This is a genomic window from Nonomuraea africana (assembly GCF_014873535.1).
GTDB lineage: Bacteria > Actinomycetota > Actinomycetes > Streptosporangiales > Streptosporangiaceae > Nonomuraea > Nonomuraea africana.
This window is the reverse complement of the sequence record NZ_JADBEF010000001.1, coordinates 7067538-7091932: the sequence shown is the minus strand read 5'-3', so window position 1 is coordinate 7091932 and position 24395 is coordinate 7067538. Positions and strand designations below refer to the sequence as shown.

At 69.6% G+C, this 24395-nt stretch carries 26 protein-coding genes and 1 pseudogene; 16 read left to right on the top strand and 11 right to left on the bottom strand.

The features are described from left to right. Positions 1 to 28 precede the first annotated feature (28 nt). The 4 genes and pseudogenes from H4W81_RS33650 (at position 29) to H4W81_RS33635 (ending at position 4031) form a co-directional block, all read left to right on the top strand. Positions 29 to 1012 carry a CapA family protein gene (locus H4W81_RS33650; RefSeq protein ID WP_192778483.1) on the top strand — a complete coding sequence of 328 codons (984 nt, stop codon included), beginning with the start codon at positions 29 to 31 and terminating at the stop codon, positions 1010 to 1012. A gap of 62 nt (positions 1013 to 1074) precedes the next feature. Then, positions 1075 to 1995, top strand: a complete 921-nt coding sequence (locus H4W81_RS33645; protein WP_192778482.1) for an SPFH domain-containing protein — start codon at positions 1075 to 1077, stop codon at positions 1993 to 1995. Positions 1996 to 2064: 69 nt separating this feature from the next. Continuing rightward, a complete protein-coding gene (locus tag H4W81_RS33640) occupies positions 2065 to 2601 on the top strand; it encodes a hypothetical protein (protein WP_192778481.1) in 537 nt (178 codons plus the stop codon). Positions 2602 to 2881: 280 nt separating this feature from the next. After that, positions 2882 to 4031, top strand: a pseudogene (locus tag H4W81_RS33635) (RNA-guided endonuclease InsQ/TnpB family protein). A gap of 612 nt (positions 4032 to 4643) precedes the next feature. Here the strand turns inward: H4W81_RS33635 and H4W81_RS33630 are convergent. Both H4W81_RS33630 and H4W81_RS33625 read right to left on the bottom strand, forming a co-directional pair. Then, entirely contained in the window at positions 4644 to 4907 is a 264-nt protein-coding gene (locus H4W81_RS33630; RefSeq protein WP_192778480.1) for a hypothetical protein, read from the bottom strand. A 128-nt stretch (positions 4908 to 5035) separates the two neighbouring features. Next, on the bottom strand, positions 5036 to 6412 hold the full coding sequence (locus tag H4W81_RS33625; RefSeq protein ID WP_318782141.1) for an AlkA N-terminal domain-containing protein: 1377 nt from the start codon (positions 6410 to 6412) through the stop codon (positions 5036 to 5038). Positions 6413 to 6521: 109 nt separating this feature from the next. Between H4W81_RS33625 and H4W81_RS33620 the strand changes: the two genes are divergently transcribed. The 4 genes from H4W81_RS33620 (at position 6522) to H4W81_RS33605 (ending at position 11406) form a co-directional block, all read left to right on the top strand. Next, a complete protein-coding gene (locus tag H4W81_RS33620; RefSeq protein WP_192778479.1) occupies positions 6522 to 7733 on the top strand; it encodes an MFS transporter in 1212 nt (403 codons plus the stop codon). Positions 7734 to 7868: 135 nt separating this feature from the next. Beyond that, the gene (locus H4W81_RS33615) at positions 7869 to 8570 is read left to right on the top strand and encodes a TetR/AcrR family transcriptional regulator (protein WP_192778478.1); all 702 of its coding nucleotides are present in this window, start codon (positions 7869 to 7871) and stop codon (positions 8568 to 8570) included. Positions 8571 to 8776: 206 nt separating this feature from the next. Beyond that, complete coding sequence (locus H4W81_RS33610) at positions 8777 to 10429, top strand: serine/threonine-protein kinase (protein ID WP_192778477.1); 1653 nt, start codon at positions 8777 to 8779, stop codon at positions 10427 to 10429. Between the two features lie 35 nt (positions 10430 to 10464). Continuing rightward, on the top strand, positions 10465 to 11406 hold the full coding sequence (locus tag H4W81_RS33605) for a serine/threonine-protein kinase (RefSeq protein ID WP_318782138.1): 942 nt from the start codon (positions 10465 to 10467) through the stop codon (positions 11404 to 11406). A 433-nt stretch (positions 11407 to 11839) separates the two neighbouring features. Here the strand turns inward: H4W81_RS33605 and H4W81_RS33600 are convergent, their stop codons facing one another. Continuing rightward, positions 11840 to 12118, bottom strand: a complete 279-nt coding sequence (locus H4W81_RS33600) for a hypothetical protein (RefSeq protein ID WP_192778475.1) — start codon at positions 12116 to 12118, stop codon at positions 11840 to 11842. 235 nt (positions 12119 to 12353) lie between these two features. Between H4W81_RS33600 and H4W81_RS33595 the strand changes: the two genes are divergently transcribed. The 5 genes from H4W81_RS33595 to H4W81_RS33575 all read left to right on the top strand — a co-directional run bounded on the left by H4W81_RS33595 (position 12354) and on the right by H4W81_RS33575 (position 14730). After that, on the top strand, positions 12354 to 12728 hold the full coding sequence (locus H4W81_RS33595) for a VOC family protein (protein ID WP_192778474.1): 375 nt from the start codon (positions 12354 to 12356) through the stop codon (positions 12726 to 12728). A 5-nt stretch (positions 12729 to 12733) separates the two neighbouring features. Continuing rightward, complete coding sequence (locus tag H4W81_RS33590; protein WP_192778473.1) at positions 12734 to 13075, top strand: ArsR/SmtB family transcription factor; 342 nt, start codon at positions 12734 to 12736, stop codon at positions 13073 to 13075. Then, complete coding sequence (locus H4W81_RS33585) at positions 13072 to 13533, top strand: SRPBCC family protein (protein ID WP_318782137.1); 462 nt, start codon at positions 13072 to 13074, stop codon at positions 13531 to 13533. Before H4W81_RS33590 ends, H4W81_RS33585 begins: the two co-directional genes overlap by 4 nt. A gap of 54 nt (positions 13534 to 13587) precedes the next feature. Continuing rightward, positions 13588 to 14181 (top strand): maleylpyruvate isomerase family mycothiol-dependent enzyme, encoded by a 594-nt coding sequence (locus H4W81_RS33580; RefSeq protein ID WP_192778471.1) that lies wholly within the window; start codon positions 13588 to 13590, stop codon positions 14179 to 14181. Between the two features lie 246 nt (positions 14182 to 14427). Further along, positions 14428 to 14730 carry an antibiotic biosynthesis monooxygenase family protein gene (locus H4W81_RS33575; RefSeq protein ID WP_192778470.1) on the top strand — a complete coding sequence of 101 codons (303 nt, stop codon included), beginning with the start codon at positions 14428 to 14430 and terminating at the stop codon, positions 14728 to 14730. A 276-nt stretch (positions 14731 to 15006) separates the two neighbouring features. Here H4W81_RS33575 and H4W81_RS33570 read toward each other — a convergent pair whose 3' ends face one another. Then, the gene (locus H4W81_RS33570) at positions 15007 to 17490 is read right to left on the bottom strand and encodes a tetratricopeptide repeat protein (RefSeq protein WP_318782136.1); all 2484 of its coding nucleotides are present in this window, start codon (positions 17488 to 17490) and stop codon (positions 15007 to 15009) included. 176 nt (positions 17491 to 17666) lie between these two features. On the opposite strand from H4W81_RS33570, the gene H4W81_RS33565 reads away from it, so the two are divergent. Further along, positions 17667 to 18122, top strand: a complete 456-nt coding sequence (locus H4W81_RS33565; RefSeq protein WP_192778469.1) for a carboxymuconolactone decarboxylase family protein — start codon at positions 17667 to 17669, stop codon at positions 18120 to 18122. A gap of 120 nt (positions 18123 to 18242) precedes the next feature. Then, the gene (locus H4W81_RS33560; RefSeq protein WP_192778468.1) at positions 18243 to 18719 is read left to right on the top strand and encodes an iron chaperone; all 477 of its coding nucleotides are present in this window, start codon (positions 18243 to 18245) and stop codon (positions 18717 to 18719) included. Between the two features lie 413 nt (positions 18720 to 19132). On the opposite strand, the gene H4W81_RS33555 is transcribed toward H4W81_RS33560, so the two are convergent. From H4W81_RS33555 to H4W81_RS49760, 7 genes are all read right to left on the bottom strand, one after another. Continuing rightward, a complete protein-coding gene (locus H4W81_RS33555; protein WP_192778467.1) occupies positions 19133 to 19519 on the bottom strand; it encodes a VOC family protein in 387 nt (128 codons plus the stop codon). 267 nt (positions 19520 to 19786) lie between these two features. Then, the gene (locus H4W81_RS33550) at positions 19787 to 20443 is read right to left on the bottom strand and encodes a protein-L-isoaspartate(D-aspartate) O-methyltransferase (protein WP_192778466.1); all 657 of its coding nucleotides are present in this window, start codon (positions 20441 to 20443) and stop codon (positions 19787 to 19789) included. 6 nt (positions 20444 to 20449) lie between these two features. After that, complete coding sequence (locus H4W81_RS33545; RefSeq protein WP_192778465.1) at positions 20450 to 20848, bottom strand: YbhB/YbcL family Raf kinase inhibitor-like protein; 399 nt, start codon at positions 20846 to 20848, stop codon at positions 20450 to 20452. Positions 20849 to 20941: 93 nt separating this feature from the next. Next, positions 20942 to 21196, bottom strand: coding sequence for a sialidase family protein (locus H4W81_RS33540; protein ID WP_192778464.1), 255 nt, complete (start codon positions 21194 to 21196; stop codon positions 20942 to 20944). Positions 21197 to 21242: 46 nt separating this feature from the next. After that, positions 21243 to 22586, bottom strand: coding sequence for a serine hydrolase domain-containing protein (locus H4W81_RS33535; protein ID WP_192778463.1), 1344 nt, complete (start codon positions 22584 to 22586; stop codon positions 21243 to 21245). Positions 22587 to 22653: 67 nt separating this feature from the next. Then, positions 22654 to 22932, bottom strand: a complete 279-nt coding sequence (locus H4W81_RS33530; protein ID WP_192778462.1) for a hypothetical protein — start codon at positions 22930 to 22932, stop codon at positions 22654 to 22656. 179 nt (positions 22933 to 23111) lie between these two features. Then, positions 23112 to 23399, bottom strand: a complete 288-nt coding sequence (locus H4W81_RS49760; protein WP_337959984.1) for a hypothetical protein — start codon at positions 23397 to 23399, stop codon at positions 23112 to 23114. Positions 23400 to 23630: 231 nt separating this feature from the next. Between H4W81_RS49760 and H4W81_RS33520 the strand changes: the two genes are divergently transcribed. Next, a complete protein-coding gene (locus H4W81_RS33520) occupies positions 23631 to 24335 on the top strand; it encodes a class I SAM-dependent methyltransferase (RefSeq protein WP_192778461.1) in 705 nt (234 codons plus the stop codon). The last annotated feature ends 60 nt before the right edge of the window (positions 24336 to 24395 follow it).

Genomic DNA, 24395 nt, shown 5'->3' with positions numbered 1-24395 from the left:
CCTTGACCGTTTGGGGTAATTCATGGGTATGTCCGCCACACTCGCGCTGGCGGGTGACACGATGCTCGGGCGCGGCGTCGCCGCCATGCTCGAGGTCACGAACGAGCCTGCCGCGTTCTTCTCCGACGGCGTCCGCGATCACCTTGCCGAGGCCGATCTGTTCCTGCTCAACCTCGAATGCTGCGTCTCCGCGCGGGGGATCAAGTGGGCGGCGCCCGGCAAGCCGTTCCACTTCCGCGCGCCGCCGCAGGCGGCCGAGCTGCTCGCCGGTCTCGGCGTCGGCTGTGTCACGCTGGCCAACAACCACGCGCTGGACTACGGCCACGACGCCCTGCTCGATACCCGCGACCACCTGGAGCGGGTGGGCATCCAGGTGGTGGGCGCCGGCCCGGACGAGGCCCGGGCGCGCCGACCGGCCATCCTCTCCATGGGCGGCCTGCGCGTCGGGGTGATCGGCGTGACCGACCATCCGGCCGACTACGCGGCGCGTCCCGACCGGCCCGGCGTGGCCTACGCCGAGCTGCCCGGCGGGGTGCCGTCCTGGCTGACCGAGTCCGTGGCCGGCGTCAGGGCCGACAGCCGGGTCGACATCGTGCTGGTCACCCCGCACTGGGGTCCCAACATGACCGCCCGCCCGCTGACCTACGTCCGCCGTGCGGCCGAGACGCTGGTGACGTCCGGTGCGACGCTGGTGGCGGGGCATTCCGCCCACGTCGCCCACGGGGTGGCGCTGCCGGTGCTGTACGACCTGGGCGACTTCCTCGACGACTACGCGGTGGATCCGGGGCTGCGCAACGATCTGTCGCTGCTGTTCCTGGTGACCTTCGAGGGGGCACAGGTGGAACGGCTGCGGGCCGTACCGATCAAGCTGGAGTACGGCAGGACCGAGCTCGCGCGCGGCGGGGAACACGCGTGGATCAGCGAGCGGTTCATCGACGCCTGCGCGGAGCTGGGCACCGAGGCCCGTCTCGACCAGGGCGTGCTGACCGTTCGCGGGCAGGGGATTTCTTGACCACGTCGTGAAGCTCCCCTGCCCCGGCCAGGACCTAGCCTTGAGCTGGAAGGGACAGGCCCATGATCATCAACATTGTGCTCGGGCTGATCGCCCTCCTCGTCATCTGGGCGGCGTTCAGCGGCATCAGAATCGTCAACCAGATCGAGCGCGGCGTGGTGTTCCGCTTCGGCCAGGCGCAGCGGAAGATTCGCCAGCCAGGGCTCAACTTCATCATTCCGGGCGTCGAGCGGATGACGAAGGTGAACGTGCAGATCGTCACGATGCCCGTGCCCACCCAGGAGGGCATCACCCGTGACAACGTCTCCGTCCAGGTCGACGCCGTCGCCTACTTCCGGGTGCAGGACCCGCTGCGGGCGGCCGTCGAGGTGCAGAACTACCTGTTCGCGGTCGAGCAGGTGGCGCAGACGTCGCTGCGCTCGATCATCGGCAAGAGCGAGCTGGACGACCTGCTGTCCAACCGCGAGGAGCTGAACAAGGGCCTGGCGCTGATGATCGACAGCCCGGCGCTCGGCTGGGGCATCCACATCGACCGCGTGGAGATCAAGGACGTCCACCTGCCCGAGTCCATGAAGCGCTCCGTGGCCAGGCAGGCCGAGGCCGAACGGGAGCGGCGGGCTCGCGTGATCACCGCGGAGGGCGAGTACCAGGCCGCGCGGAAACTCGCCGACGCCTCGTCCATCATGTCCGAGACGCCGGGGGCGCTCCAGCTGCGTCTCCTGCAGACCGTGGTGGAGGTCGCGGCGGAGAAGTCCTCCACGCTGGTCATGCCGCTGCCGGTGGAGCTGCTGCGCTTCTTCGACCGCGCCGCGCGTGCCACGGAACGCGGCGCCGAGCGCTCCTCGAAGGAGCCGGAGGAGCAGGAGAAACGGCAGGAGCTGACCGACTCGGCGACGCCCGAGCTGACACCGGCGCAGGGGCTCGTGCCCGAGCCGTTCACCCGTCGCGCGACGGAGGGGGCCGACCGGCTGCCGCAGGGTTGAGACTCAGCGCGTGGGTTGGCCGGTATCCTGCGGTGGATCTTGTGATCCCCGCACTCGGACGGAGCGGCCATGAGCGACGCGTACTCTCCCGTGCCGGAACTGAACCAGCTCGCCGCGCTTCAGGAACGGCTCGGGGGCGAGTTCATCTCGGACGGGTTCGAGCTGGTCGAGTTCGGCGAGCCTCGCCACGACAGCTGGTCGGAGGCGCCCGAGTTCCTCGACGGCTTCCTCCCCTTCGCCTATGCCAACAGCTCCGGGTCGTTCTACGCCCTCTGGCGCGTCGACGACCGTACGGACCTGTCGGCCTTGCCCGTCGCGGTGTTTGGGGACGAGGGCGGCGTTCACATCACCGCGCGCGACCTTCGGGAGCTGTTCCTGCAGCTCGCATGCGACAGGCCGCTGTGGGTCGACTGGGCGGGGGCCGGTTTCGGCGCGTACGAGGGATACCACCGCGACGGCGACGGCCGAGCCCACGAGACGTACCTCGCCTGGCTGGATGAACACGTCGGCCTGACCCCACCGGACGATCCCAACGACCTGGTCGAGGCAGCGCAGAGGGAACTGGGAGCCCGGTTCGCGAGCTGGGCGGGACGGTTCGTCGGCTAGCCTCTCGCAGGCGCCTCATGTCCGTTGTCATCCGCAAAGGAGGGCGGGCAACGAGGGAGCCCGGCGGCCGTGACCGCGCTTCTCGCATGGCGGGTGAGCAGGCTGGGGTGGTGCTCGGGGCGCTCGGCGGAGCACTGCTCACGGTGGAGGCCGGTGCCCGGCTACCGAGATGCGGGCCAGTGCTCCGGCCTTCAGGCCGGGGGTGACGGCTCGCGCGAGGGAGCGCCGCCAGGCGCGAACGAGCCACGATTTTGTCGGTGCTTGCCGATAGGTTTGATCAGTGCAGCTGCGGTACAACTTCCGCCTCCACCCGACGCCGGGTCAGCGTCAAGCGCTGGCCAGGGCGTTCGGGTGCGCGCGGACGGTGTTCAACGACGGGCTGCACACGGCAGGAAGCCCACGCGGCAGGGATGCCGTACATCTCGGATAGGGACCTGTCCAAGCAGGTGATCACGCAGGCGAAAGCGACGCCGGAGCGGGCCTGGCTGGGCGAGGTCTCAGCGGTGCTGCTCCAGCAGGCTCTCGCCGACCTGAACACCGCCTACCGCAACTTCTTCGCCTCGCTCACCGGCAAGCGCAAGGGCCGCAAGCTGGCCCCGCCCCGGTTCCGCTCCCGCAAGGACTCGCGGCAGGCGATCCGCTTCACCAAGAACGCCCGCTTCACGATCACACCGGGCGGGAAGCTGCGCCTTCCGAAGATCGGCGATGTGCCGGTCCGCTGGTCGCGGAACGTGCCGTCCGACCCGTCGTCTGTGACGGTGATCAAGGATGCGGCGGGCCGATACTTCGCGTCGTTCGTCGTGGAGACGACCGATCAGCCCTTGCCGGGCTCGGATGCCGAGATCGTGATCGACCTGGGCCTGTCGCACTTCGCGGTGCTGTCGGATGGACGCAAGGTGGCCAACCCGCGCATCCTGCGCCGCGCGGCCAAGAAGCTGCGCAAGGCGCAGAAGGCGTTGAGTCGCACGCAGAAGGGCTCCGCGAACAGGCAGAAGGCCAAGCAGGTGGTCGCCAAGGCGCATGCCAGGGTTACCGACACGCGCCGGGACTGGGCACACAAGCTCTCCACGCAGATCATCCGCGACAACCAAGCGGTGTACGTGGAGGATCTTGCCGTGTCGGGGCTCGCGCGCACGAAGCTCGCCAAGAGCGTGCACGACGCGGGCTGGTCGCAGTTCGTCGGCATGCTGGAGTACAAGGCGGCGCGCTACGGTCGCACCTTCGCCAAGGTCGACCGATGGTTCCCCAGCTCGAAGCTGTGCTCAGCATGTGGGCGGCTGGCCGAGGCGATGCCATTGAATGTCCGCTCGTGGTCCTGCCCCTGCGGCGCAGTACACGACCGGGATGTCAACGCCGCCGTCAACATCCTGGCCGCCGGACGGGCGGACAGGCTAAACGCCTGCGGAGGGACCGTAAGACCCGCCGACTAGCGGAGGGCAGGACCCGGCGAAACAGGAAGTCACAGAGGTGCCGCACAGTGCGGCACGGGCTGAATCCCCGGCCTTCAGGCCGGGGAGCGCGTCAATGGCGGTTGATGACGGGGGAGTCCGGGCTCGCCCGGCTGGTTCTCGCCGCCTGGCTGGTGGTCCTGTGCGTCATGCTCGTACGGCGCGCCGCTCGGAGCCGGCGCCCCGCCGTCTGAGGCCATCCGCGTCACGTCCACGGGTCCCGGTGACGCCGCCGTCACGTCGGCATCGCGCTGAGGTGACACGGGGTTGGCCATGCTGGCAGGTGAACGCCGGAGCACGACCCGACAGTGACGATCGCCGCGGACCGCCCGGCGAGGAGAAGAAGGAGATCAGGATGCGCGCAAAGCGCGGTGTGATGCTGGCTGGCCCAGCGCTCCTCACAGCTCTCGCACTAGGCCCGGTCGTGGCCGCACCTGCCTCGGCCGACCCGAGCTCGGCAAGGACAACGGTGACCAGCGCGAGCGTGGAGCTCGGGATCGCCGTCCAGTCGCCGCCCGGAAAGAAGAGGCAGTACAGGAGGGGTTACTCAGCCGGATACGTCGACGGACGTGGCGACTGCAAGGCAGGAAGAGGTTACGACCTCAGATCCACCGGAAGTGGTGCGTTCCAGCGTGGGTTCCGCGACGGGTACAACGCGGGCTTCAACAGTTGCACGCGCCCGACGACGAAGCCGCCGACGACGCCCCCGCCGACGACACGCCCGCCGACGATGACCCCGACGACTCCGCCGACGACTCCGCCGATGACCCCGCCGATGACCCCGCCGACGACTCCGCCGACGACTCCGCCGACGACGCCGCCCACGGGCTGACCGGCAGGGCCGACGTCGAGCGCCACAGAACTCCACCCCGCCTGGCCGGGGTGGAGCCACTCACGTCGGTCTTGCCCACGTCAATGGGAAGCAGCGCGGGAACCGGAAGGTTACAGATCTTCCGGGCGCTCCCGCCTGCCGAACGGGATCACGGTCAACTCCTGAGCATCAGCTGTTGCGTGGCGTACGAGCGCCAGGGGCGCCAGCGGTCCGGGCGGGCGGTCAACCGGTGGACGGCACGCCGTACGGACACGCCGGGCAGGAGGACGTCGGGATCGCCGAGCGCCCTCATCCGGATGGCGGAGATCGCCCATCGGCTCATGCCCGGGATGTCGAGCAGGTGCTTGCGCACCTGGTGGGGGTCACAGCCGGCGTCCAGCCCGAGGGTCCCGTCGGCGAGCGCGCGGGCCAGTTCACGCTGGGTACGGCAGGCGGGCGTGGCCTCGGCCAGGACCGACATGTCGGGAAACAGGTGCGTTATCCCGCCGAACGGGGTGGCGAGCGGCCTGCCGTACCTTCTGACCAGGTCGGCGAGGTGGGCGCGAACCGCCGCGGCTCGCGTCCGGCGGCTCAGCACGGCCCGGATCGCCAGCTCGCCGGGGTCGGCGCAGCCGGGCACCCGCACGCCGGGACGGGCCGCGACCAGCGGCCCGAGCCACGGATCCGCGCCGAGGAAGGCGTCGATGGCCTGCTGGTCGGCATCCAGGTCGAGCAGCCGCCGACAGCGTTGCACGGCCGCCGTGAGATCTCTGAGATCCTCCAGCCGGAGCTCGCAGGCCACGTAACCGGTCGCCGGCCGCAGCATGACCACGCCCACGCCGTACGGCAGAGACAACGACCTGCTGTAGGCGCCACCGGAGTAGTCCTCGATGCCGGGAACGGCACGCGCGCCCAGGTGGTCCAGGGTTGCGGGAACGTCCATGGGCGGCCGGTAGGCGAGCCGTAACGTGGTGGCGCCGGGCACGTGGGCGCCGCTCCCCGCGCCGCGCAGCCGGCTCGGCGTCGCCGCGTACACCTGCCTGATGGTCTCGTTGAACTGCCTGATGCTGGCGAACCCGGCGGCGAAGGCCACATCGCTGACCGGCAGCGAGCCGGCCTCCAGCAGCATCCGGGCGGTCTGCGCCCGCTGCGTCCTGGCCAGCGCCTGCGGCCCGGCGCCGACCTCGGCGAGGAGCTGGCGATGCACCTGCCGCTGGCTGTATCCGAGGCGGGCGGCCAGCCCGGCCACGCCTTCGCGGTCGACGATCCCGTCGGCGATCAACCGCATGGCCCGGCCGACCAGATCCGTGCGCGTGTTCCACTCGGGCGAGCCGGGAGCGGCGTCGGGACGGCACCTCCTGCATGCCCGGAAGCCGTTGACCTGCGCCGCGGCCGCCGTAGGGAACAGCCGGACGTGCTGCGGCTTCGGCATGACGGCAGGGCAGCTCGGGCGGCAGTAGATGCCGGTGGTGGTGACGGCGACGTAGAACCACCCGTCGAAGCGCGGGTCGCGGCTCTCCATGGCCGCGAACGCGACCTCGTCCTCGATCACCTGCTCAAGCGTGCCACACCGGCATGAAGCGGGCTGGCGGCCATCGGACGCCGACGTCGCCGACCGATGCCCGCCAGCGCCCGGGGTCGGCCGCGGCCACGCTGGCCGCATGACTGTGAACGATCTCGCTCGTGGCCGGCGGGCCGGCTACCGGCAGGCACTGTCGCGGCGCGACTTCCGGGTGCTGTGGCTGGGCTCGTCTCTCTCGCTCATGGGTGACGGGATGACGTTCGTCGCCCTGACGTGGCTGGTGCTGTCCCAGCCGGGCGGCGTCCAGCTGCTCGGGCTGCTGACCGTCTGCTACACGCTGCCCGTGTTCGCGGGCGGCCTGCTGAGCGGTCCGATCCTGGACCGGTTCGACAAGCGGCACGTGCTGGCCGTCGACAGCGTGGTTCGTGGCGCGGCGATGGTGTCGATCCCGGTCGCGTCGGCTCTGGGAGAGGTGCCCGCGGCGCTTCCCTTCGTCGTGGCCGCGGTCTACGGGCTGTTCAAGATGGTGCCGCTGGCAGGGTTCCCCGCGGCGATTCCCGATCTCGTCCCCGAGGAGGACCGGGACGCGGCCAATGCCCTGGAGAGCCTGAGCTTCAGCCTTGCCGGGATGATCGGTCCCGCGCTCGGCGGACTCCTGATCGCGGGATTCGGCAGCGAGGCCGTGCTGGCCTTCGACGCGGTCTCGTACGCGCTGTTCGCCGTGGCCGCCCTCGCCGTCCGCCGTCCGCTCACCCCCGCACAGCGGCCCGACACGGCGAGGCCGCGCGGCAACGTCTTGATGATGCTGCGCGACCGAACACTGGTCGCGACCACGCTCGCGTTCATGGCCTTCAACATCGCCGCGGGCATGCTGCTCGTCGCCGGGCCCTGGCTGGCCAAGACCCGGCTCGACGGCGGTCCGCAGGCCCTGGGGCTGCTGCTCGCCGCTCTGTCCGCGGGCGAACTCGTCGGCGCGGCGGTCGCCGGCGCCCGAGCCCCGCGGGCGCGCCCGATCAGAGCGATCGCGGTGGTCCAGCTCATCGCCGCCACCGGCTTCCTGGCGCTCCTGACCGCTCCGCACACGATCGGGGTCGCCGCAGGCTTCCTCGTCATCGGGATGTTCAGCGCGCCGATGACCATCTGGGCGCAAACGCTCCGGATGGCGCGCATCCCGGCGGACCTGCGCGGCAGGGGCTTCGCCATCCTCAGAACGCTCATGCAGGCCACGCCCCCGATCGGAGCCGGCCTCGTCACGCCACTCCTGGCCGCCGGCCTGCTCGGCCCCGCCGTCCTGGTCATGACCGTCGTCGCCGCCGCGCCCGCCCTGGTGCTGCTGCGCAGGGAGCACTGACGGGGTCACCAAGCGGGGAATCAGCCGAGGGGGCCCTTCCCGGCCCGCCTCGCCTCCCGTGATCCACAAGGGGGACGCGACCCATGCCGTCCCGGTTCCGCGGCGATGTTTTGGTAGTAGTGCTACAGTTACCAGGTGAGTGACAGATCGCAACGCGGCAAGCGCGGGGCCGCCAAGGCTCCCGAGCGCGAGGACGGGCGCACCGCGCGGGCGCGCGTCACCAAGGCCCGCATCATCGCCGCGGCCACCGAGCTGTTCACCACGGCCGGCTACACCGGCACCAGCATCGGCGCCATCGCCGCCGCGGCCGGGGTCGGCGAGCAGACCGTCTACTACGCCTTCGGCACCAAGAAGGCCATCCTCGCCGCGGCACTCGACCAGGCCGTCGCCGGTGACGACGAACCGGTGCCCACGCTGGAACGAGCCTGGGTGCGCGAGGCGCTGGCCGACCCCGATCCGCGCAGCCAGATCCGACGGCAGATCGCCGGCGCCGGGGACATCTACCTGCGGGCCGCTGCCCTGCTGGACGTGGTGCGCAGCGCCGCGACCACTGATCCCGATCTGGCCGAGATCTGGGCCACCAACATCCAGCAGCGGCTGACCGTCCAGCGCGTCTTCATCGTGGAGTTGACCCGCAAGACCCCGCTCGCCGGCGGTCTGACGGTCGGCGAGGCCACCGACGTCGCGGTGGCGCTGCTGTCGCCGGAGACCTACAACCTGCTGGTGCGCGACCGGGGCTGGGAACACTCGCGCTGGCAGGAATGGGCCGCCACCGCTTTCACCAGCCTGCTCACCACACTCCCTGTCGCACCCCTGCCGTCCTCTTCACCCGCCTGAAAGACGAACGACGACATCATGGATCGCGACGAGTTCTGGAAGATCATCGATTCGTCCCTCGCATCCGATGCGCACGAGACGATCGCCACCATCGAGGAGAAGCTGGAGTCCCTAGCCTGGTAGCCACAGATGCTCCACCGTTCGCGCACCGGCATTGCGCGCTGAGTTAGGCTCTTGGCGCTCAATTTCGATCATGTGAGGCACGTGTGGACATCGGCCCCTACCGCGTCATCCGCCAGCTCGGCCGAGGTGGGCAGGGCACCGTCTACCTGGGCCAGGACGAGCGCGGCGAGCTCGCCGCCGTCAAGGTCGTGAACGTCGGCATCGACCACGCCTTCGCGCGCGAGCTGGCGGCCGCTCGCCAGGTCGACGAGTTCTGTACGGCCCGCGTCCTGCGCGCCGACCTGGACCATGAGCCGCCCTACGTGGCCAGCGAGTTCATCGACGGGCCCGCGCTGGCCACGGTCGCCCCGGTGCGCGGCGCGGCGCTGACCCGCCTGGCCATCGGCACCGCCACGGCGCTGGCCGCCATTCACCGAGCGGGCGTGGTCCACCGCGACTTCAAGCCAGGCAACGTGCTGATGGGGCCGGACGGGCCGCGAGTGATCGACTTCAGCATCGCGCGGCTGATCGGTGCCGACACCACGAAGCAGGGCTCCGTCGGCACGCCGCCTTACATGGCGCCCGAGCAGTTCTCCGGCGGGCCCGTGGGACCGGCCACGGACGTGTTCGCGTGGGGCTCGACCATGGCGTACGCGGCCGGTGGGCGGCCGCCGTTCGGCGCGGACACCTTCGCGGCCGTCGCCTACCGGATCCTGCACGCCGACCCCGACCTGAGCGAGGTGCCGGAGCCGCTGCGCGCGATCGTCGCCCGCTCCCTGGCCAAGGATCCGGCCCGCCGGCCGTCCGCCCGGGACCTGCTGCTCGAGCTCCTGGGCGAGCAGCGAGGCGAGCGCGCTCTCGAGCGCGAGGAGACCGTCTTACGCCAGGGGGCCGCGGCGGCGCACGGCGGCGGCGCCGTCCACCCTGAGGGATTCCCCCAGGATCAGCAGGCGACGGGCCCGAGTGCGGGCGGGGTCTCGCGGCGCGCGCTGCTGGCGACAGGTGCCGCGGTCGCGGCGGCCGCCGCGACCGCGGGCGTGCTGCTGTGGCGGCGCGGCGGGGGATCGGACGGCGCCGCGCCGTCGAACCTGTCCGCGTCCACGGGTGGAGCGGAGGCGAGCCCACCTGCGCCGAGCGACCTCGCCACCGCCATCGAGAGCGGCGTGGGCGCGACGCCCATGGCGGACTTCTCCTACCAGGGCGGCCTCAGCCAAGGCGACTGGACGTTCAGCGCCAAGGGGAAGCTCTCCTACCACCACAGCGCCGGATCGTCGCCGCTCGACACCCGCATGGACATGACCGTCACCACCGACCTGGGCCGGGTGAACCGGCGGGTGCTCCTGGCCGGGATCGACGACTTCGTGGACGGTAGGCGGGTCGACAACCCGAACGCCATCGAGATCATGGAGTACGCCAAGTACGCGCACACGATGGCCGCCATCGGCATCATCGCCGACCTGGCGAGAGTCACGCCCCGGATCCGGTCGTCCGGCCGCCTGTACTCCGGCTCGCTGACCACGACCGAGGCGCCGGCCCAGCTCTGGGAGTGTTTCCTTCGCATGCCCACGGTCGCCGACACCAAGGAGGCGCTCGCCAAGACGACGCTCACCTGGAAACTGGAGCTGGACAAGCGCGATCGGCCCACGTTCTTCGAGCTCGCCTGGCATCTCCGGACGGAGGACGGCACGCGGCTGACATCGAGCTTCACCACTGAATACGGTGGATGGCGGGTGGGGGAGGTCAGCCCTCGACCCTGAGGCCGGGCGCACCCACTGCGGCTATATTGCCTGAAGTGGATGATCTCGAGCGGATGCTGGCAGCGCTCCGTGCCGCGCACCGGTCGGGCATCACCCATCGCGACATCAAGCCCGCCAACATCCTGCTGGAAGACGGTCGTGCCGTCCTGAGCGACTTCGGGATCGCCGCCGTTGAGGGCGATGCGGCCCTGACGGGTTCGGGGATGCTCATCGGGACTCCCGCCTTCATGGCGCCCGAGCAGGTCCGTGGCCTGCCGGCCACCCCAGAGTCCGACCTCTGGTCGCTGGGCGCGACCCTTTACACCGCGGTGGAGGGGCGTCCGCCGTTCGCCGGCGCCAGTCCGGGAGCGGTCATGGTCGCCGTCGCGACGGAGGAGCCGGCTCCCGCCGTACGGGCCGGGCCCCTCGAACCTGTGCTGAGGGGGCTGCTGCGCAAAGACCCGGCCGAACGGCTGACCATGGACCAGTTGCACCAGCTGCTGAAGCCCTCGCCGGTCTCAGCGCGGAGCCCCGCACCACCTGTCCGAAAGGGGGGAACACAGGTCATGGCGGTCATCGCGGTGGTGCTGGCGGTCGTGGCGGCCTCGTCGGCGCTCGTCAAGCTGATGTCAGCGGACCGTGGGAGCACCACCTACGACGCCAGCCTGCAAGCGGCCAGGACCCTGGGAATGCCCAAGGGCTTCAATCGGCTCGCCGAAACACGCACCGAGGATGACCGTGCCCGAGTGACGTTCACCGCGACCGGCACGTGCGTGGACGGGTGCGCTCACGCCATCGCCGCCGTCCGCCAATGGCTCACCAGGCTGCCCGGCGTGGCGGAGGTCCGCCCCGTCGCCAACCCCGCTGGCTGCCTCCACGACGCGGACGGCTGCGCCATACCCATCACTCCCGTCAGTTCGTCCGATCGACCGGCGATTCTCGACGCCTGGATACAAGTGGAGAACGATCGGGTTCTCCTTCGGATCGACGTCGGCTGAGCTCGGGGTCGGCCGCGGTCCAGGCGAGGGCGACGGCGGCGTCGAGGGTGGCGGCGCGGACGTACCAGCGGCCTTCGGTCCGGCCGGGGATCGCGTTGGGCGCGTCGCCACCGTGGGTGACGATGCCGTGCACGCCGGCCGAGGCTGGCGCAGCAGCCCGATGGCGACCTGGGCGAGGGTGAACCCGTCGGCCGCGTTGACGCCCTGCTCGGGGTAGGCGGCGGCGTGCGCGGCCCGGCCGCGGTAGCTCACCTTCCAGTGCGTCACGGCGTACGGCTCGGCGCGCGCGACGTCGACCGGGCCGGGGTGGGCCATCATCGCGCAGTCCAGCCCGGCGAAGGCGCCGCGCTCCAGCATGAGGATCTTGCCGCCGCCGAAGAGGGGACCGGCTGACACCCTCCAATCGTGGGCGGTGCTCAAATGTTCTCGGTGCTCATCTGAATCGCGCCTGTCTTTCCGCTTGTGCGCATTCCTCGGCTGTCAGCCATCGCAGCACGATGTCACCGAACAGATCGACGTCGATGCTGTTCGGTGAGCCCTCTCCTAAGTCGTCAATCCGCCGGTAGAGCACCTGGGGAAGAGCCGTGGCTCTGGGGTCGGCGATGTCCGTGATCACGCATCGCGCGGGGCGGAAGCCGTGCTGCGGGTCGATCTCGTGCTCCAGGGCATGCTCGAACCACATGCCTTGTTTCGGGATCAGGTGCTCAGTCACGTGGCCATTGTCCGTTGGACAGGAATGACGTGTAGTGCAAACCGATCGGTCCGCACGCCGCTTTTCGCTGCTGACCCATCGGGCGCAGGCCATGGCCAAGCGGTTGATAGCGGCAGGATGGTGTTACCGCCTCACCTTGCTACGCCTTCGTGCGCAGCAGGGCATGACTCGTGGAGCTGAGGCGAATTTCTGGATCCGGTCGATGCGTAGGATAATTCCTACCTATACTGGGGACGTGAACATCACCCACGCCAAGATCGTCACAGTGCCCGTCTCCGACCAGGACCGGGCGAAGGACTTCTACGTCTCCTCGCTCGGCTTCGAAGTCATCGCCGACCAGCAAATGGGCCCGGTACGGTGGCTTCAGGTCGCCCCGAAGGGAGCCCAGACCAGCTTCACGCTCGCCACCGCGCAGCAGGGCTTCGCCCCCGGCAGCGCGAAGGGGATCATCCTCGAGACGACCGACCTGGACGCCGACTGCGCGGAACTGGCGAAGGCGGGTGCCGGCATCGAGGGACCGACCGACCTGCCATGGGGGCGCCAGGTAACTCTCACCGATCCGGACGGCAACAGCTTCGTGCTGTCCGCTCCGGCTCCATCGGGGGCCTGACCCCGATGCCCGCTGTCGAAACGGACGCTGACCGGGCTTTCGCGGCGCTGGCGAGTCCGGTGCGGCGCGAGGTGCTGCGGCTGCTGCGAGAGCACGGGCCGCAACCGGTCACCGAACTGGCCTCGCACTTCGCCATGGCCCGCCCGAGTTTCTCCGAACATCTGCGGGTGCTCAGGGAGGCCGGGCTGGTCAGCGAGACCAGAGCCGGGCGGCAACGGCTCTACCGCCTGGAGGCGGCCGCCTTGTACGAGGTGCAGGAATGGCTGCACCCGTTCGAGAGGTTCTGGCGTGAGAAGCTGACCGGACTGCGCGACCTGCTCGACACATGGGACGACGATCAGTCGTGACCGAGGACGATCTGACCACGGTCCGCGTCGACCAGTTCCTGACTCATCCGCCGCGGAAAGTGTGGCGGGCGCTGACCGAGCCGGACCTGCTCGCCCAGTGGCTCATGCCCGGCGACTTCCGCCTCGAGGTCGGGCACCGCTACACCATGCGGGCCCAAGCCATGCCCGCCACCGGCTTCTCCGGCATCGTGCAGGCCGAGGTCCTGGCCTTCGAGCCCGAACGCATGCTCCGCATCGGCTGGCGCGACGCTGACCCCGACAGCCCCGGCCGCGCCGACTGGACCATCACCTGGACCCTCCAGCCGGAGGGCCGTGGCACCCGACTCTTTCTCGTCCATGAGGGCTTCGATCCCGACAGCCCGATCCAGCAACGCGCCCGCACCATCATGGGCGGCGGCTGGCGTTCCATGGCCATGCGCCGCCTCGACGAGGTCCTGCACCGGCTCGAACCACGCTGATCCCCAGGCGCCCACCCCTTTGCACTCCTCCACTCCGACGACAGGAGCTGCCGCATGTCCGAAATAGCAGAACGTTACTCCGACCTCGCCGATGCCTTCCTGGCCCGAGTCCGAGCCACTCCGGCCGGCCGCTGGGACGCACCGAGCCCCTGCCAGGGTTGGGTGGCCCGCGACGTGGTCGCACACGTCATCAACGGCCACCGCGGCATCCTCGCCGCCGTCCACGGCACCCGACCTGAAGCCGAACACGGCGTCGCCGTCTCGCCCATGGCCGACGCACCCGCCGTGGAGCCGGACGCGGACCTGGCCGCCGCGTTCATCGCCTGCCGCGACCAGATACTGGCGATGCTGCGTGACCCCATACTGGCCCGACGGCCGCTGCCCGGAGGACCACTCGGACCAGTACCCGTGGAGGAGGCCACCGACGTGATCGGCGCCCTCGAACTGCTGGGACACACCTGGGACCTGGCCCGCGCCACCGGAGGCGACGAGAAGCTGGACCCCGAGGCCGTCGCCCGTACCCACCAGGCACTCCTCCCGCACCACGCAGCGCTGCTGGCGACCGGCGCGTTCGCCCCAAGCGCTCCCACCGTACGGGACGCCGACGGCCAGACCGCGTTCCTACGGTTCATCGGACGTCAGCCCTGACCGGCCAGGTTCGGCGAGCAGCTTGGTGGTCAATCCGGAAGCCGGCGGAGAGAGCGGACATCGTCGTCAGCGCCGACTGCCACGAGCTGCTTTGCGGCGAGCGCTAGCAGGCGGCAGGCCGGCGCAGGAAGCTTCGAAGGGTGAGAACAGGCTCTAGACGTGGTGGTGTCCACCGACGTCCAGGCTGACCTGGGGTGATTCTATGAACAGAGCAGGTTGGACACTGTCTCCGTACAGAGGAATCCGATGATCGCCCGAATCTGGCACGGCGTCACCCCGATCGAGAAGTCAGCGGACTACCTGAGGCTGATGCGCGAGGTCGCGATCCCCGACTACCGGTCGACTCCCGGCAACCGGGGCGCGTACGTGTTGCATCGCGAGGAGGGGGACGTCGCGCACTTCCACACGCTGACCTTCTGGGAATCCGAGCAGGCGATCGCCGCCTTCGCGGGCGACGACATCACCCTCGCCAAGTACTACGACTTCGACGGCGACTATCTACTGGAGAAGGAACCCCGCGTGACCCACCACGACCTGTATGACCGGTGAACCCAGCGAGCCGCGCGGCCGTACGGCACGCCCTGAAGGTGCTGCGGGCCCGATTGTCACCAAGCGCTGGGTCCGGCGAGGCGGCTGCCGATCGGGTGATGCCGGCCGTCGGGGTTCCGCTGTGATCACAGGCGTTCAGCTCGAATGAGCCGTAGCGATATTGATCCGCATGCTGCACGAAACCTGTCCGTCGGGAGCAACCAGGCTGCCACACCCTTCCAAGAAGCTCTCGTGCAGGTAGACCAGAGACATGATCCGCGAGAGTGACCAGTCACGTCAGGCCTCTGGTTTGAGCTCCTGTCGGATGGCCTGCCCTGCCGCGCGGTGCTCGGCGGCGGCAGATGGGTCCGTCTCCTCGAGCACGGCGGCGATCCCCTCGTGGGCCAGTGCCTCCTGGTGCCGGTAGCCCACCTTCGGAGCCAGCTCGAGTGCCTGACGGTGCAAGCGCAAAGCCTCGTCGGGCAGGCCGGCCAGTCGGCAGGTCTCGCCGTACCCGTTGAGGAAATGAATCTTCCAGTGCTCCTCGAACAGCTCGTCCAGGAGTGCGAACGCCTGTCGGTGGCTGGCCAGCGCCTCCTCGTAGCGGCCCATCTGGCGCAGGGCGACGCCCAGGCAGTTGAGACACCACGCCTCGTTGTGTTTGTGGCCGTCCTCGCGGGCGAGTTCCAGGGCTTGGTGCAGGTGCTCCGCGGCCTCGTCGGGTTGCTCGTGGGTGATGGCCATGCCAAGGGTGATCCGGGCGGTCAGTACGGCCGGCAAGGCGGGGTCGGCGTGGGCGATGTCCAGCACCTCGCGGGCCAGCCGAGCCGCCTCCTCGCGGTGTCCCAGCTGCAGCATCGCCCATGCCTCGTCGGCGGTCGCATGGGCCGCGCCCATCGGGCAGCCGGCGTCCGCGTACAGCTTCCGCGCCAGCCGGAAGAGGTCGAGTGGCTCCTCGACGTAGCCCTCGTCCCACCTCAGGTAGCCGCGGCGCATGATCAGATCTGCCTCGGAGCGGGTGTCCCCGGCCTGGGATATCAGCGGTGCCGCCGCCTCGTACGCGGCGCCGGCCTCCGCCATCCGGCCCGCGTTGTAGCGGGCGAACCCCAGGTCGCTGTGCGCCTCGGCCAGTTGCCACGGATCGCCCAGGCGCTGTGCGGCCGCCAGCGATCGCTCGAAGAGGACGTTGAGGTGCGTCGTGCCGCAGCGCCGCGCGAAGAACGTCCGCATGAAGCGCGGCAGCTCGCACGCGTGGGCGTCGGCTCCGGTGGCGACCGCCACCTCGAAGGCGCCCATCAGGTTGGTGTACTCCGTGACAAACCAGAAGAGGGCCGCATGCTTGTTGGTGAACCGCGGCAGCTCGGCCGGGGGCCGGCCCGCGGTCGCCGCGCGGCTGCCGGACTCGTACGGCATCGCGGCGTCGGCGGCAGCCGCCGCGTGCACGTAATAGTCGAGCACCCGGCCCAGCGCCTGCTCCCGCTCCGCCGGAGAATCCTGCTCAGCGGCTGCTCGGCGGGCGTGCTGATGCACCAGGTCGTGCAGCGTGTAGCGGCCGGCCGACGGCTGCTGGACGAGGTGCGCGTCGAGCAGGTTCTCCAGCATCGCCCGGGCGCTGCGCAGCGGTACGTCCGCCAGTGCCGCCGCCACGTACTCGTCGAAGGACGACCCGGACAGCAGCCCCAGCAACCGGAACAACCGGCGCTCGGCCCGGTCCAGCTGCCGTACGGACATGGCGAACGCGGTGTCGAACTCGCTCGTGCCCTCCGCCATACGCTCGACGAGGATGCCTACGGTCCAGCCCGGCCGGTGCCGCAGCCGGGCCCCGGCCAGCCGTAGGGCCAGCGGCAGATGGCCGCACAACCGCAGCACCTCGGCCGCGGACTCCGGATCGCGGGCCAGCCGGCCGTCGGGGCCGCCGGGATCGCCACTGGCGCGCGCCAGCAGCTCCGCACTCTCCTCCGGGGCCAGTACGTCCAGCGACACCGGGGGCACCTCCTCCAGGCCCAGCAACCGGTTGCGGCTGGTGATCAGAGCGACGGAGACGCCCGCGCCGGGCAGCAGCGGGCGGACCTGGTCAGCGCTGGCGACATTGTCGAGGACCACGACGGCCCGCCGGCCGGCCAGTTCCGACCGCCAACAGGCGGCCAGCGGCTCGATGCCGCCCTCCTGCGGGATCTTTTCCGACGGGACGTCGAGCGCGGCGAGCAACGCCCGCAGCGCGGGATCGGGATCGAGCGGTTCCCGCCCGTCGGTGAACCCGTGCAGGTCCAGATAGAGCTGGGCGTCCGGGTATTCGGCGGCGAGCTGGTGCGCGGCGTGCACCGCCAGACAGGTCTTGCCGACGCCCGCCATGCCGTCGACGGCGACCACCCGGCTGCCGGCCACCGCGGCGAGGACGGCGGCGAGCTGGGCCTCACGTCCGGTGAAGTCGGGCACGTCGCGCGGCAGATCGTTGCGGGGCGGGCGTGGGGCGCTGGCGGGCGGCGACGGGGGCTGGACCTGGCGGCTCGCCTTCGGGGGCGCCGGCAGGTGGTTCGTCGCCCGGTCCCACAGGGGGCGCAGCGGGCGGGGGTCACGCTTGACGAGGCGGCAGAGTTCGATCACCACGGGCCAGGGCGGCACTGACTGGCCACTGAGGTAGCGCGACAGCGACGACGAGCTGAGGCCCGTGTCCCGCGCGAGGGCCCGCACGCCGCGCCCGGACAGCTCCTGGAGCAGGCGCAGCCGGGCGGCCAGCTCGTCTTGGGGGTCCACCTTCGCCATCCGCTGTTGCACAACCACCGCGTCCTGCCTCTCTGTCCCGTCGCGGAAGAAACTTACCGAGACGAATCGCCGCAGGCCAAAGCCGTTTGGACTGTCCCACGGTGTCCCACCGCCGTCGTCATGGCAAGCCCGTCCGGCTGTTATGGAGTCACGCCCCGCGGGACGGGGCGTCGATCAGGAAGAGGAGAACCACGATGCAGTCTCGTATGCAGAACCCGGCCTTCATTCTGCCCGGCGCGATGCAGTCCATCCAGGAGCTCTTCAAGGCCGTGCACGCCGGAGGGGTCGACGGTCAGACGCTGGAGCTGGTGCATCTGCGGGTCAGCCAGATCAACGGCTGCAGTTCCTGCGTCGACGGGGGCACCAAGACCGCTCGTAAGGCCGGAGTGAGCGAGGAGCGGCTGGCCACGGTCGTCGCCTGGCGGGAGGCCCCGTACTTCACCGAGGAGGAGCGGGCGGCGCTCGCGCTGGCCGAAGCCGCGACACGGCTGTCCGACCGTGCCGACGCGGTGAGCGACGAGGTCTGGGACAGGGCCGCCACCTATTTCGACGAGAAGCAGTTGGCCGCGATCGTTCTGATGATCGGCGTCACCAACCTGTTCAACCGGCTCAATGCCACCACCCGGCAGATCGCAGGCGCATGGGGGTGAGCGGTGCGCGGTCCCGCGACCGCTCGCCTCATCGCCGCGAACACTCTTAGCGCCGCTACGGCGGCCGCCTTTGTAAGCCGGCCGTCCCGACCATGATTCGCAGACAAGGAGTTTCCCACCATGAACGAAACGCAGAAGGCCGCCAAGAGCACCACCGCAGCTGACAAGAAGTTCGACGGGTTCACCGACGAAGAACGAGCCGCGATGAAGGAGCACGCCCAGGAGCTGAAGAAGGCCGCCCGCCGCGGCTCGCGCGCGGCCAAGGCCGACGGGGAGCGCGACGTGCTCGAGAAGATCGCCGAGATGGCGGAAGCGGATCGCGTCCTGGCCGAGCGGTTCCATGCCATCGTCACGGCCAGCGCGCCGGACCTCTCGCCCAAGCTGTGGTACGGGATGCCCGCCTACGCCAAGGACGGCAAGGTCCTCTGCTTCTTCCAAAGCGCGGAGAAGTTCAAGGCGAGGTACGCGACTCTCGGCTTCAACGACATCGCGAACCTCGACGACGGCACCATGTGGCCGACCGCCTTCGCTGTGACGGAGCTGACCGCCGCCGACGAGGCCAGGATCGCCGAGCTCGTGAAGAGAGCGGTCAGCTGAGGACCGAGCAAGCCACTGGATCCCCGGCCCTGGTATTCGACGATCCTGGGCTGGGTGATGGCTGCTGGAGGATCGCGCAGACGGTGTCCGGGCGTAGCGGCCGGGTCGGTCGTCCGCGCACACTCCCGCGGCGGGCGGCGAGGTGTTCCTCGTGGCGCTTGTTCACCTCGGCCAGGCCAGATCGGGTGCTGACTTCACGAGCGGCGGATGCGGGCGGGTTGATGCGCAGCTTGCGGCTGGTTCACACGACGGCCCGCACCCGCTCCACTCTTGAGGTGGACGTGCCGTGCGCCAGCGTCCAGGACGCGGTCGACCGGACGGTCGCCGAAGTGAGTGCCGCCTTTCCCGGACGTGAGCTGCGCGGGCTCGACTGGCCGGCGATCTGCCGGGAGCACGTGAAGGGTGTCGTGGAGTCAGCGCGGGTCGCGGCGCAAGGGATGGTCGGGCGGGACCTGCACCAGGACGATGCGATGGCCGTCGGGATCCGCGATCCACAGCTCGGTGAGACCCCACGGCTCCAGGCGGGCCTCGCGCAGCATGGTGACGCCCGCCCCGCGAAGGCGTTCCTCCTCGCGTGCCACGTCGCGCACCTGCAGCCAGAGGGACATCGCCGAGCCGGCCTCGCCGTCGAAACGCCCGGAGAGCTCCAGGAATCCCTGACCCAGGAAGAAGACCGTTCCGAGCTGACCGGCCGGGCCGAACTCACGATAGACCGCCAAGCCGAGCGTCTCGGCGTAGAAGTGCCGGCTGCGTGCGAGGTCGCGTGGACGCAGCAGCACGCGGCTGCTCAACACCTCCATGCCGCCCCTGTTCCCCGCACGACGGCGAGGACACACGGATCCGACAACCGGGCCACCGCGGCGGGTGCTGAAGCCTGTGGGGGTCGGGCTTGCCCCTGAACCACCCGTTGACCTGAGAAGCCACGTGACCTGGTCTTCAGCCTTCGACCGACGGCCGGAGGTCAACGAACAGGCCGAGGGGTGGAAGAACCTTGATCCGCTGCGCGGGCTTGCGGTGTCGGGATCCCGCAGTACAGGCGCCCAGAACTGATCGATGGATTGCGTCGTTCAGGGTTCGACTTGTTCATTACCTCCTCTCTGATCCCCCTCTTCCTCGCTGACCAACGGGACGAACTGGGCATGCGTCAGCATTCGCTGCTCCGTCAGATCGCCGTGTCGCTTGCGGTACAGCATGACGGTCTCATACAGAACCTGCTGGATAGGCATGACGAGCCGGCCCCCCTCGGCGAGCTGCTCGACCAGCGGGGCAGGTACCCGCCGTCCGGATGCGGACACGATGACGGCATCGAAGGGAGCGTGCTCGGGCATACCGGTCGTGCCATCGCCGACCACCACCTCGGCGTTGGTCACGCCCACCGCCGCCAGATTGACTCGGGCGTGCTCGGCCAGGTCGGCGTAACGTTCCACCGAGACGACCCGGCGGGCCAGGCGCGCCAACAGCGCGGTTTGGTAGCCGTACCCCGTGCCGATTTCCAGGACCTTTTCAGTCCCTGACAGCTCAAGGGCGTCGATCATTCGCGCGATCAGCGACGGCTGCGTGGTGGGTTGGCCGTGGCCGATCGGAATCGGCTCGTCCAGCTGGGCACGAGCGACCGATTGCGGCGGCACGAACGTCGCGCGCGGCGTGGCCACAACAGCGGCCAGAATGCGGGGATCGGTGACCCCGGTCCGCTGAATGACGTCCACCAGCCTGTCCGGCTGCATGAGGGGTCACCGACCGTAGGTGCCGACCAGCGTGCCCGATGCCAGCACGTCCCCCTCGATCGCACGCCGGAAGTCCTTCGCGGAGAAACCCTCGCCAAGGCCCGTCGGCGCGGACAGCGCGTAAAGGCGGAAGAAGTACCGGCCGAAGTCGTCGCGGCCGACGGCACACCCCGTCAGCTCGGCACCGGATTCCAGCTCATTCGTCCCGGGTGGGATACCGACGACAAGCCGGTAGGTGAAGGTGCCGCCAGGGGCGTCTGGATCCTCGCACAGCAGGGCCGGCTCGGCGGTCTCGTCCGGCACTTGCGACCACTGGAGCTCTGGCGAGACGGCCCCGCCCGAATACGCGCGCGGGATCAGCGCGTGATCGTTGAACGCGGTACTGAGAAGCGTTGTCCCAGCCATGCCGGTCCGCTTCCCCTCTGCCTCGGGGCGACACCTGCTCAGCACCTCCCGTCGAACGGGCTGGTGACGGAGCCAGCCGGACCGTCCAACGCTCTACGGGCCTCGGCCCGTTGCATCCGTTGGCCCAGCTACGCTCTGCCGGCTCGCGATGGCGAAGTGGACGGGGACGAGCCGACCCGCGTACGGGCCGCGCGTCAGCTGGATCCCGTGCCCGGGCCCGGTGGCGAACCAGTCGTGACCGCCGGCGGGCGCCTTGATGACGCTCGTCAGGTTCTTCGGCGCGGACCAGGTCCGTCCGTCGTCGTGGCTGACCTGTACGGCCGGCACGAGGCCGAGGCGGTTGGACATGTCGAGTTCGAAGAGCCGTAGAGTTCAGCTGCCACGGCTCACCCTTCTAAACGGTTCGGGCGAAGGGCCGGCCGGCGAGGTCGACTCCGGTGATCACGCCGGTCTCGTCCCGAGAGAAGAAGCCGCGCTGCCCCGTGAAGGCGCCGTCGGTGATGACGTATTCATCGGTGCCACCGGGCAGCAGGCCGAACGGGAAAGGCGCGTGGTCGGCGGGCAGCTCGACCTCGGAGTTCTCGCGGATCTCCGGCTTGATGAGGACCTCGAGTGTCAGCCCGGCACCGTCGGCTGTGACGGTAAGCGTCATGACCTCGTTCTCGTAGCGGCCGACGACCTCCTGGGCGCGGGCGGCGTCGTAGGGGGCCGGTTCGGGGTCGGCGTCGGTCACGCCCAGGTAGTGCTGCAGCGCCCACCGGACGACTGCCTGGTTGCAGGGGATGCCGTCGGGGCCGGCGTTGGACATCACGACGACGGCGAAGTTCCGCTCCGGCACCAGGAGGAGCTCGGCGAACTGGCCGTTGGACGAGCCGCCGTGCCCGACGGTGCGGACCCCGTCGACCCCGCGCAGGAACCAGCACAGGCCGATGGCGTCGCCCAGATTGCTGGCCCGCAGTTCGGCGGTCGGCTGCTTCATCCGGTGCAGCACGTCGGCGGGCAGTACACCGGCGCCGTCACCGAGGTGGAAACGGGCCCAGCTCAGCAGATCCGAGGCCGAGGAGGCGATGCCGCCGCCGGGGTGGTCCCCGCGCCAGTGCCGCCACGGCCGCGAAATCGACAGCGTGCCGTCCTCACCTTTGTCATGTCCTACGGCGAAGCGCCGCGTCATGACGTCGTTGTGGGAGAAGAACGTGTTCGACAGCCCTGCCGGTTCGAGCACCAGTGAGGCGACGGCCTGGTCGTAGGGCTGGCCGGTGACCTTCTCGATGACGTGCCCGATCAGGTTGTAGCCCGCTTGGCTGTAGGAGGCGCGAGCGCCGACCGGGGCGATCATCTCGACCTCGGCCATCTTGGCCACATACCGGGCCACGGCGTCATCGCCCTCGCCGGTGTCGGTGATGACCCCCCAGCCCAGGCCCGCGGTGTGGTTGAGCAGATGCGCCACGGTGATCTCGGCCGAGACCGGGGCCTCGGGGACATAGCGGTGCACAGGGGCCTCCAGCTCGACCCCGCCCTCGGCGACCAGACGCATCAGCGCGGTCGCCGTGAAGGTCTTGGTGACCGACCCCAACAGAAACAGCGTCTGCTCATCGACGGGTAGCGGGTTGTCGATGCTGGTCACGCCGTGACCGGCGTAGATCTCCGTGCCGTCGGCCCACACCCCGGCGCAGACGCCGGGGATGCCGAACTTCGTGGCCGTCGCCTCGACGAAATCGGACAGCGTTTCCTGTGACACGTTCCCTCTCCTCTTCATGCAGTGTGTACGGACGCCACGGCGCTCACCTGGAGCACTGGGCCATTGGCTAGCGGTTGGCGTCGGCGGCCCACGCCTTGAGCTGTGCCGCCTGAGCGTTGAGGGAGTCGGCGAACTGCTTGCCCTGCGCGAGCGCTTCGGCGCGCACCTGCTCAGTCACCGCCCGGACATCGACCTGCTCCTGCTCGGCGGCGAGCCGCTCGGCCTCAGCAGCCCTGATGGAGGCCTGCTCGACGGCGGTGTGAGCCGTGGTCATCGTCTGCTCGGCCTTCGTCTGGGCGCGCTCGACGCGGGCGGTGACCAGCTCGGACAGCGTCGTCTTCGACATGAGATCTCCTCGTTCACCTTGGTGGGTCTTGCCTGCACTCAGAACGATGGCTGCCGCCGCTATCACCGGCCTGACGGCGCGCTAACGCGCACGCTCAGCCCATATCAGCGGGCGTCCTGCCGGGTCACGACCTTGTGCTCTTCGGCCACGGAAGCCGAGCACGGTTGATTGCCGCGGCCTCACGGGAGAGCATCGGACTCATGCCGCTGAGCCGATAGGCGGAGAACCCGGTCGATGATCTGGTCGGCGGTCTTGGCCCAGGCGAAGGGCAGGGCGTTGTCGTTCCAGACCTCGATCCAGTTCGCCAGCGCGGTCTTCAGCACATCCAGCGAGAGAACACGCCCCGATCCAGGCGGCCGCCGTTCCAGCTCGGCGAACCAGCGTTCGACCTGGTTGATCCAGGAAGAGTAGGTCGGGGTGAAGTGCAGGCTGAAACGCGGGTGCGCCAGCAGCCAGCGCTGCACCACTCAGATGGGTGTGGGGCGGTAGGGCGCCCGAGGCTCGAACCAGGAACCTACGGATTAAAGATCCAGTTCGGCCCGTTCCGGATCGTTCAATGCAGGTCAGAAGCAGTGCCCGGTCCTTCCTGAACCCCTTGGAACGCCCCTGCATTGCAACCCGGATCGCAACCCTGGTCACCCCTTCAGATGTCGAAGATGTCCCTGCAGGTTCCTGTGCCTGGGATAGCGTTGCCCGCCATGACCGACTTCATCTCTCTCCCCTTCTATGACCTGCTCCATGAAGACGGGCACGTACCGGGGGTCCGTGAGAAACTTCCCTCGCTTCTCGCCGGGATACGGCGGAGCATCCTGGAGATCGGTGCGGGAACCGGCCTGATCACCACATCGCTCGCCGACTCGACGCCAGCGGAGATCTTCGCGCTGGAGCCCTCGACCGGTATGCGCGGGGTATTGCTGTCCCGACTGAATGAGCGCACGGAACTGCTCAAGCGAGTCACCGTGCTTCCCTATGACGCGCTGAGCGTTGATCTGGATGAGCCGGTCGAGGCCATGGTGATGATCAACGTGATGTACGCCCTGGAGCCTGACTACCGAAAGCGCCTCTGGCCGGTGCTGGCAAGTCAGCTGGAACCTGGTGGGCTGTTGGTTTTCACCTGGCGCGATGGCGGTGCCCCCCAGCCGCGCCCTCTCCAGGAGTCCGGCTCACGTCAGGTGGGCCGTCACACGTACACGGTCCTCTCGGAGATCCTCGAGTCGAGCGAGGAGGCGTGCAAGGCCCGTTACCTCTACCGGATCACCGAAGGTGACAAGGTGATCAATGAGGAGGAGATCATCGGCCACGCCTACCGTCCTGTGCGGGAGACGATCGAAGAGGAGCTGGTCGGGGCGGGTTTTGTCCAGGCCGATGCTACCGAGGGCTTCCTCTCCTGGCGGCTCGCCTAAGGTCGGGCAGGCGCAGTAATGGATGCCCCGCAACATGTTGGACGATCAGGCTTCCACCTC